An 8,174-nucleotide genomic window follows, 5' to 3' on the forward strand; every position below is an offset into this window, starting at 1 on the left:
GTTTTTTAGTGTAGACGCAGCGGGTAACCAAGAGGAAGTAAAGACGGAAGTTTATCAAATTTCTGGAACTTCAGAGAAATCTTCAGTATTTTCTTCACTTGCTGCTGAAGATGGATTTATCGGAAACTTATCAGCTGACGGTATGAGTAGTTCTATTCATAAAATTGGGGATAAAGGAATGTACAATACCGACACATATCGAACCATTTTATCTTTTGACACAGGTTCTTTACCTGATGATGCAATCATTACGGATGTATCTTTAAAAATTTATCGCAAATCTTCAACTGGTAATATTTCATCTTTGAAAGGCGATATTAAAAGCGGTGTATTTGGAACTAGCAGTGCTTTAGAACAAATAGATTATCAGGCTTCACCATCTATTTCAGGAGGCTTCCAAATATCAGTGCCTTCACTCAATAATGGATATACAACTATTCAACTTCCTTCCTCGCTTTGGGGATATATGAATAGGACCGGCAAAACTCAGTTTCGCTTGTCAAGCTCAGGTCCAGCGGACTTTTTAAGTGACGTAGTTGAAATTTATGGGGGCGACAATCCTGCATATGCTCCAACTTTAACTGTTTCATATCAGTAAAAAAACCTTCTAAAAGCTAACTGCTTTTAGAAGGTTTTTTTTGCTGATAAGTTACTTTTATCACCGAATACAACTCCAACTTTTTATAGAGTTTTCTTCAAATTTTGACATGATTTTGATGAAATTTAATCATTATTCAAAAATGAATTGTCAGAAATATTACAAGAAAATGTTTAAAATTAATTAAATCCGTAATAAAAGTAAAATATTCCTGTAATGGAAGTGAAATGAACAGGTGGTATCATTCAGTCATTGAGTAAATAAGGAGGTATTCGGAAAATGAAGAAATTTGTATTTACTCTAGGGACAACGGCAATTCTTTCAGCAGGATTTGTAGGTGCAGCATCTGCCTCTACAAGCGGAACGTATGAAGTGCAAAAAGGTGAYACKTTATGGAAARTCGCTCAAAAKCATARYGTGAGCGTAGACGAGCTAAAAGATGCWAATAACTTAACATCAACACTAATTTATCCAAATCAGACACTAAACTTATCTAGCATAAAAGAAATCGTACATACTGTAAAACGTGGTGACACTTTGTGGTCAATCGGTCAACATTATGGCGTAACAGTAGAAGAAATTAAAGAATGGAACGGTTTAACATCAGACTTAGTTTTCCCTGGAGAACAATTTAAAATTAAAACGGCACAAGCAGCTCAATCTCAAACAGCTAGTGCGCCAGTAGCAAAGGCAGCTCCACAAGCGCAGCAGTCTCAAACGGCACAAGCTCAGCAAGAACAAGCAGCACAAGAACAAACGCAAAAAGAACAAGAGCAAGCACAAGCACAGGTAGCACAAGAGCAAGCACAAAAAGAACAAGAGCAAGCTCAAGCAGCACAAGCACAGGCAGCACAAGAACAAGCACAAAAAGAACAAGAGCAAGCTCAAGCAGCACAAGCACAGGCAGTACAAGAACAAGCACAAAAAGAACAAGAGCAAGCTCAAGCAGCACAAGCACAGGCAGCACAAGAGCAAGCACAAAAAGAACAAGAGCAAGCTCAAGCAGCACAAGCACAGGCAGCACAAGAGCAAGCACAAAAAGAACAAGAGCAAGCTCAAGYAGCAGCACAAGCACAGGCAGCACAAGAGCAAGCTCAAGCAGCAGCACAAGCACAGGCAGCACAAGAGCAGGCACAAAAAGAACAAGAGCAAGCTCAAGCAGCAGCACAAGCACAGGCAGCACAAGAGCAAGCACAAAAAGAACAAGCAGCTCAGCAACAAGCAGCTCAACAGCAGCAACAGCAGTCTCAACAGCAAGCTAGCGGCAAGTCTATGACTGTTGAAGCAACAGCTTATACAGCTAACTGTGCTGGATGCAGTGGTACAACAGCTACTGGAGTAAATTTAAAATCAAATCCAAATCAACGAGTAATTGCGGTTGATCCTAGCGTTATTCCATTAGGTTCAAAAGTATACGTTGAAGGTTATGGTCAAGCTGTAGCAGCAGATACAGGTGGCGCAATTAAAGGAAATCGAATTGATGTATTCGTTTCTTCAGATAGTGCTGCACAAGACTGGGGCAGAAGATCAGTTAAAATTACAGTTATCGACTAATACTAGTCTTATAGAATAGAAGTAAAGAGAGATGTCTTTTAGGAGACATCTCTTTTTTTATGCTTAAAATGAACGTTTGAAAAAATTAGGTCCGGGCATACTAAAATTTATAGTAGGAATTAGTTTGTTATATTAGTAATTATTTCTTGATTTGTATACAATGTTTGAGTGTCCTAAAAAGCTGAAAATATGTCAGGAGTATAGAAATATGAAACTTTATAAAAAAATGGCTTTACTGATAGTGCTGGGTGTTATCGCAGGATTCTCGTATCTAGGCTATCAAGGATTATTTCAGCACGATGATCATTTGAATACGTCTGATCATAATCCTTTATCTTCTTCTAAACAGAAGCAGAATAGTATAGAAATTGTAGGGAACCCAGAATCCATTGCTGTGTTAGTAAACAAGCAAAATCTTCTTCCTGATCACTATGAACCCACTGACCTTGTATACCCAGACGTTCGGTTTGTATTTAAAGAAAAAATCGAAAAGCGCCAAATGCGTACAGAAGCAGCAAAAGCATTAGAAAGGATGTTTTCAGCTGCTGAACGAGAAGGAATTTACCTAGCCGGTGTTTCTGCCTATCGTTCTCAAAGTCGTCAAGAATCTCTTTATCAAGCGTATATAAAACAAGATGGAGAAGCGGCAGCTAATCATTACAGTGCTCATCCAGGCAGCAGTGAACATCAAACTGGTTTAAGTATAGATGTATCAAGCAGCACCGGTAAGTGTGCAGCTCAAGATTGTTTTAAAGATACTCCTGAAGCCAAATGGATTGAAGCAAATTCATATAAATACGGATATATTGTTCGCTATCCAGAAGGAAAGCAGCAGATTACAGGTTATAAATATGAGCCGTGGCATATACGATTTGTCGGAAAAGAACTCGCCTCTAAGGTGTCTAAGAAAGGAATTACGTTAGAAGAATATTATAATGACTACATGCAAGTTGATAATCTGGTTCAATAAAAAAGAAGAGTTATATAAACTCTTCTTTTTTTGTATTGCTGGAATATACCCTTACTTTAAAAAGGGGAACGAGGGAAAGATGTAGAGATGAAGCACGGGATGATATATCCTATGCCTTACTAGTAAAAGAGTTAACGTTTATAAATTATAATGAATTTTGTGATAAAGAATACTCATGTTCGTTTTCATTTCCCTTCACATATTCTACAAAAAAGGGAGGTGAAAGAAAATGAGTTTTTACGGAGGTTATGGTTATGGGTACGGATACGGATCAAGTCACGGAAGTAGCTTTGCGCTAATCGTTGTGCTATTTATTTTACTAATTATCATCGGTGCTTCATGGGCAGGGCACTATTAATCAGGTGTCCATAAATAAACTCCCTTGAAATAATTCAAGGGAGTTATCTATTTTTATCTATAAGTAGGTAACTGTAAGTACGCAGTGCTTACATATCCTTTAAAGCCGTTGTATTCTACAAAAGCCCAATCAAATGAAAGCTTGTTATCTTTTGAGTAGCCCCAAGCTAAGAAGCTGACGCTTTTTCCTTTAGGAATAGTTGTTACAACTTTGTTGCTTGTGCTAGGCCCTGTGCGTAAATTAAGGTTAGCAGCTGTATGAACAGTAGTAGGGACTTTCATTAAATAGGAAGTACTGATATATCCGGTGCCGCCAATTATTTTAATGGCGGCCCAGTCTGCATTTACAAACTTGACTACTTCGATTTGATCTTTTTTTCTTAATGTATCAAGAATCTTTCCCTGAGTGCTAGGTTTTGCACGTATATTGAGTATGTTTGCGGTCACTTCATATACGCTGAACGGTGCGTTTATTTTTTCTGCTGCACTTGCTGTTTGCTCGTGAGTGAATGGCAGTGTTCCAGATAGAGATGAAAAAGTAAAGCCCGCTGCTAATGCTAAAACCGATATAGATTTTGTAATTGTCTTCATACAAATATCCAACTCCTTAGTGAAATAGGTAATAACTTTTCTATAACACTAAGAATAAGGGTTACTTGTTTCTAAGTTGTTACCAACATATATCCCAGTTGTAAATTTATAAAAGGTCTGTAAAAAAGTTTATTTCACCGACCTTTTAATAGCTTTATTGCTACTCCTCCTCGCGATCTTCCGTTGATTTGTAAAAAGAAAAATATACAAAAACAGATAATACTGTTCCATAAATGCTCCACAAAGCTAAAGCGAAAATGAATTCTTTCTGCAGGCAATAAATAATGGTTAAAGCAACTAGTGCCATAAAACTTATTAAAATGGTCTTTTTCATAAGCCCCCCGCCTGTTTAGTTTGATTACTCTATATGCTTTTTGATCTTGCTTTTACCCTATAATTATTCGACTATTGCGCTAAAGATGAAAGGAAAAAGTTAAATAAAGCCGAACTTATAATAAAAAGAAGAATGCAGGGGGCGTTTTATGTTAGAACAACATGTGTTAGAAGATATACAAAAGCTACAGTCTATTTGCGAACAAGAAGAGCACATAGAGCTGAAGCTGAATTTTGATATGTTACGAAGTCGAAAACAAAATGAAGTTAACGATTTTTTTCATTATGAAGATAATCAGCTTGTTGGGTTTATTGGTCTTTATGGGTTTGGGAATACAGTAGAAATATGCGGAATGGTCGCTCCTAGCTATCGCCGAAAAAGGATTTTTTCAAAGCTGTTTTCTCAAGCTTTACATATATGTAAGAAGCGTGGGTATACAGAGATTTTATTAAATGCTCCTGGCGATTCGGTTTCAGGCAGGGAGTTCTTAAAGCAAATTCCATGTTCATTTACTTTTTCAGAATATCAAATGAAGTGGGCAGAAAAAGAATTGGAAGATGATAATCCCTTTGTTACACTTCGCTCTTCCCAATCAGATACAGATATGAAAATGGAAATGCAAGTCGATGTGGAATGCTTTGGTATGTCTTTAACAGAAGCAGCTGCTTATTATGAACAAACGAAAACGGAAGAACAGCAAATTCATTTTATCGTAGAGTACAATAGTCAAGCGGTTGGAAAGTTAAGGGTATCGTATGATAAAAGCGAAGCATGGATTTATGGATTTGGTATTTTACCTTCTTACCAAAAATCAGGAATAGGAAAAGCTGCTTTAAAACAAGTTGTTTTAAAGCAGTTTCGGCTAGGATATGATATATTTCTTGAGGTTGAAGCGAAAAACAAACGCGCTTTGCAACTCTACGAAACATGCGGTTTCAATTCATATCACGTGCAAGATTATTACGTATACAGCTTGTAGATAAAAAACACGGAAATCTTAGATTTTCGTGTTTTTTATTTATATATTAGATGATATGTGCTTTTTTGAGTAAATAATGAGAAAGTAGAGAAAAAGTGATATGCCCGTTGATAGAAACAGGGAAGGCCATACAAACATGATAGGAGCGCTGCAAGCAAGGATACACGTAAGAATACCTCCAATAAATGCTTTTCTAAATAATTGATAAGCCGTATACCCCAGGCTAATACTGACAAATACATTGATGAGGCTAAGAAAAATAAACGAAAAAAACAAATTATCTCCCCCCTTGTTTTTAATACACCATAAAAGAAATATTTCACATTTTTAGTGTAGCAAAAAAGAAAAAAATTTGAATCCTAAAGGTGAAAAAGGAAGCGATCTGTGTTATGTATAGTAAAGTGAATGAAAGCGTTAAAAACGGAAATGAGTTAATAAAGCAATGCAGTAGAAAGAAAGGAGTAATAGGATGGAATTTGCCCATATCTTTACACTAAGTGTATCTGTTGTAACAGCTATTAATGTTTTATTAGCCGGTATTCTTATTTTCATCGAACGAAGAGATATAGGATCTACATGGGCGTGGCTTCTTATTTTATTTTTTATACCGATTGTCGGCTTTATTGTATATCTATTCTTTGGAAGACAGCTAAAACAGAAGAACTTTTATAAGTTATCATCTGATGAGCGGGAATATTTAAGATCTTCAGTAGATGAACAATTAAAAGAACTTAAAGCTACCCATGAGTATCGAAATGATTTATTGATTCAACATAATAAATTGCTGTTCACTAATTTAAATTCTTCTAAGTCACTCGTACGCACGGACAATGAAATTGATATCTTTAGTGATGGTAATCAGAAATTTGATGCATTGTTTGAGGACATTCGAAATGCTAAAAAAGAAATTAATATTCAATATTATATTATTCAACGAGATAATCTTGGGAAAAAATTAAGAGATGAGCTAACAAAAAAAGCAAAAGAAGGCATAAAGGTTCGCGTTCTTTATGATGAAGTAGGATCTAGAAAAATGACGCCATCATTTTTTAAGGAGCTTATTTCATATGGCGGCGAAGCACAGGCGTTTTTCCCTTCAATTCTTCGCTTAATTAATTTTCGGATTAACAATCGAAATCATCGAAAGCTTTGTATTATTGATGGTGAAGTAGCATACATAGGAGGATTTAACGTAGGAGATGAATATTTAGGGTTAGATCCAAAAATGGGTTATTGGAGAGACACTCATTTTCGTATTAAAGGAGAGTCAGTGAACGATATTCAAGGGAGATTCATTTTAGATTGGCATCAAGCAACAAAGCAGCCAATTGAACTGGAACAATTTTTGCATCGTACAGAAACTCATTCTGGAACGGTTCCTGTACAAATTGTAGTAAGCGGGCCAAACTCGACTACTCAGCATCTGAAAAACATGTATATCTCATTGATTATGTCGGCCAAAGAAAGTGTGTACCTTCAAACGCCTTACTTTATTCCAGACGCAAGCTTTATGGATGCTTGTAAAATTGCTTTATTATCTGGAGTAGAGATTCATATTATGATTCCAAACAAACCCGATCATCCTTTTGTTTATTGGGCTACGTGGTCTCACGTAGGCGAACTGCTGACGTATGGTGCACATATTTATCTCTATGAAAAAGGCTTTTTGCATGCTAAAACGATTGTAGTAGATAATGAAGTGTCTTCTGTAGGCACGACGAATATTGATCCACGAAGTTTCAGCCTTAATTTTGAAGTGAATGCAGTTGTATATGACCAGCCTATTGCCAAAAAGTTGCAGAACCTGTTTCTTGAAGATGTGCAATGCAGTTCAAAATTAACGTTTGAACGATATAAAGAGCGTTCTCTTCTTATAAAATTTAAAGAAGCGGTATCTCGCTTACTGTCACCAATTTTATAATACAAATCATTGATATCATGAAGCAGACTTGAATTTTTAGATTCAGGTCTGTTATTTTATTGGTTTCTCCTTGTAAGGAGAGTTAGAGATAAAATTAAAAAGTTTTACCAAAAAATCCAAGGGTATTAATACTATAACAAGCTAAAAAATGATAATACCTAGGAGGAATAGAAAATGACAAAAAATGTAGTAGGTACGTATGATTCAGAGGCAGCGGTTATTACAGCGATTCGAAATTTAAAAACACAGGGATATCCGGACAGTGCACTTTCTGTCTTGACAAACAGTGGTCTGCGTCATGAAAATACAGAAGCGATTGAGCATTCTGCAGGAATTGATGTGCAAACAGTTGATACAGATCAACACTCAAAGCACCATCAATCCTTTATGGAGAAAATAAAAAATGCTTTTACGCCGTCTGAAGAAAAAATCGATCAAGATGTTAATCGAATCGAAAATCAATTAACCGAATATGGTGTACCTGCTGCAGAAGCTTCCTCATATGTATCTGATCTTAAAAAAGGAAAAGTTTTGCTGATGGTAGACGCAGTTGAGCATGATAAACACAATTCAGCTTTAGGACAAACAGTGACACCTGCTGAAAAATCAGCTGACCCAATGAATGAAAAAATGTTATACGGCAATCACGAAAATAAAATAAGGTAATGTTGAAGTAACCAAATGCGATAATAAAAGACTGCGTTCTTAAATAAAAGCTAGTTAACGAAAGGAAGGGGACCGATGAGAAATCTAGAAAAAACAGAATACGAACTTGACTATTTAAAACAGCAGCAAGAAGTTAATCAGAAGCTCATCAAAGTTTCACAGTCTCTTGTTGCTACGTTAAAACAGTATGAAGAAGAACCAGAG

General features: G+C 36.2%; 8 protein-coding genes and 1 pseudogene. 7 read left to right on the forward strand and 2 right to left on the reverse strand.

The window, feature by feature from the left end; all coding sequences use genetic code 11:
- From AC1DRF_RS12300 to AC1DRF_RS12315, 4 genes and pseudogenes are all read left to right on the forward strand, one after another.
- Positions 1-598 (forward strand): annotated as a pseudogene (locus tag AC1DRF_RS12300) (extracellular catalytic domain type 1 short-chain-length polyhydroxyalkanoate depolymerase); the annotation flags it as partial.
- 279 nt (positions 599-877) lie between these two features.
- Positions 878-2,152, forward strand: coding sequence for a 3D domain-containing protein (locus AC1DRF_RS12305; RefSeq protein ID WP_477740839.1), 1,275 nt, complete (start codon positions 878-880; stop codon positions 2,150-2,152).
- 208 nt (positions 2,153-2,360) lie between these two features.
- Positions 2,361-3,122 carry a M15 family metallopeptidase gene (locus tag AC1DRF_RS12310; protein ID WP_043982682.1) on the forward strand — a complete coding sequence of 254 codons (762 nt, stop codon included), beginning with the start codon at positions 2,361-2,363 and terminating at the stop codon, positions 3,120-3,122.
- Positions 3,123-3,351: 229 nt separating this feature from the next.
- The gene (locus AC1DRF_RS12315) at positions 3,352-3,480 is read left to right on the forward strand and encodes a YjcZ family sporulation protein (RefSeq protein ID WP_013081587.1); all 129 of its coding nucleotides are present in this window, start codon (positions 3,352-3,354) and stop codon (positions 3,478-3,480) included.
- 53 nt (positions 3,481-3,533) lie between these two features.
- Here AC1DRF_RS12315 and AC1DRF_RS12320 read toward each other — a convergent pair whose 3' ends face one another.
- Both AC1DRF_RS12320 and AC1DRF_RS12325 read right to left on the reverse strand, forming a co-directional pair.
- On the reverse strand, positions 3,534-4,070 hold the full coding sequence (locus tag AC1DRF_RS12320) for an SH3 domain-containing protein (protein WP_427076895.1): 537 nt from the start codon (positions 4,068-4,070) through the stop codon (positions 3,534-3,536).
- A gap of 160 nt (positions 4,071-4,230) precedes the next feature.
- The gene (locus AC1DRF_RS12325) at positions 4,231-4,404 is read right to left on the reverse strand and encodes a hypothetical protein (protein ID WP_165575601.1); all 174 of its coding nucleotides are present in this window, start codon (positions 4,402-4,404) and stop codon (positions 4,231-4,233) included.
- Positions 4,405-4,552: 148 nt separating this feature from the next.
- On the opposite strand from AC1DRF_RS12325, the gene AC1DRF_RS12330 reads away from it, so the two are divergent.
- From AC1DRF_RS12330 to AC1DRF_RS12340, 3 genes are all read left to right on the forward strand, one after another.
- A complete protein-coding gene (locus AC1DRF_RS12330; protein WP_043982685.1) occupies positions 4,553-5,383 on the forward strand; it encodes a GNAT family N-acetyltransferase in 831 nt (276 codons plus the stop codon).
- Between the two features lie 469 nt (positions 5,384-5,852).
- Positions 5,853-7,304, forward strand: a complete 1,452-nt coding sequence (gene cls, locus AC1DRF_RS12335; protein WP_477740840.1) for a cardiolipin synthase — start codon at positions 5,853-5,855, stop codon at positions 7,302-7,304.
- A 174-nt stretch (positions 7,305-7,478) separates the two neighbouring features.
- Positions 7,479-7,970 carry a general stress protein gene (locus tag AC1DRF_RS12340; protein WP_427076894.1) on the forward strand — a complete coding sequence of 164 codons (492 nt, stop codon included), beginning with the start codon at positions 7,479-7,481 and terminating at the stop codon, positions 7,968-7,970.
- Positions 7,971-8,174 lie beyond the last annotated feature (204 nt).

Source organism: Priestia sp. P5_B4 (assembly GCF_056400385.1).

Bases quoted from the DNA above. Each gene is read 5' to 3' on its own strand.
- AC1DRF_RS12330 (WP_043982685.1), top strand. From the start codon at position 4,553: ATGTTAGAACAACATGTGTTAGAAGATATACAAAAGCTACAGTCTATT.
- cls (WP_477740840.1), top strand. From the start codon at position 5,853: ATGGAATTTGCCCATATCTTTACACTAAGTGTATCTGTTGTAACAGCT.
- AC1DRF_RS12340 (WP_427076894.1), top strand. From the start codon at position 7,479: ATGACAAAAAATGTAGTAGGTACGTATGATTCAGAGGCAGCGGTTATT.
- AC1DRF_RS12320 (WP_427076895.1), bottom strand. From the start codon at position 4,070: ATGAAGACAATTACAAAATCTATATCGGTTTTAGCATTAGCAGCGGGC.
- AC1DRF_RS12315 (WP_013081587.1), top strand. From the start codon at position 3,352: ATGAGTTTTTACGGAGGTTATGGTTATGGGTACGGATACGGATCAAGT.
- AC1DRF_RS12325 (WP_165575601.1), bottom strand. From the start codon at position 4,404: ATGAAAAAGACCATTTTAATAAGTTTTATGGCACTAGTTGCTTTAACC.
- AC1DRF_RS12310 (WP_043982682.1), top strand. From the start codon at position 2,361: ATGAAACTTTATAAAAAAATGGCTTTACTGATAGTGCTGGGTGTTATC.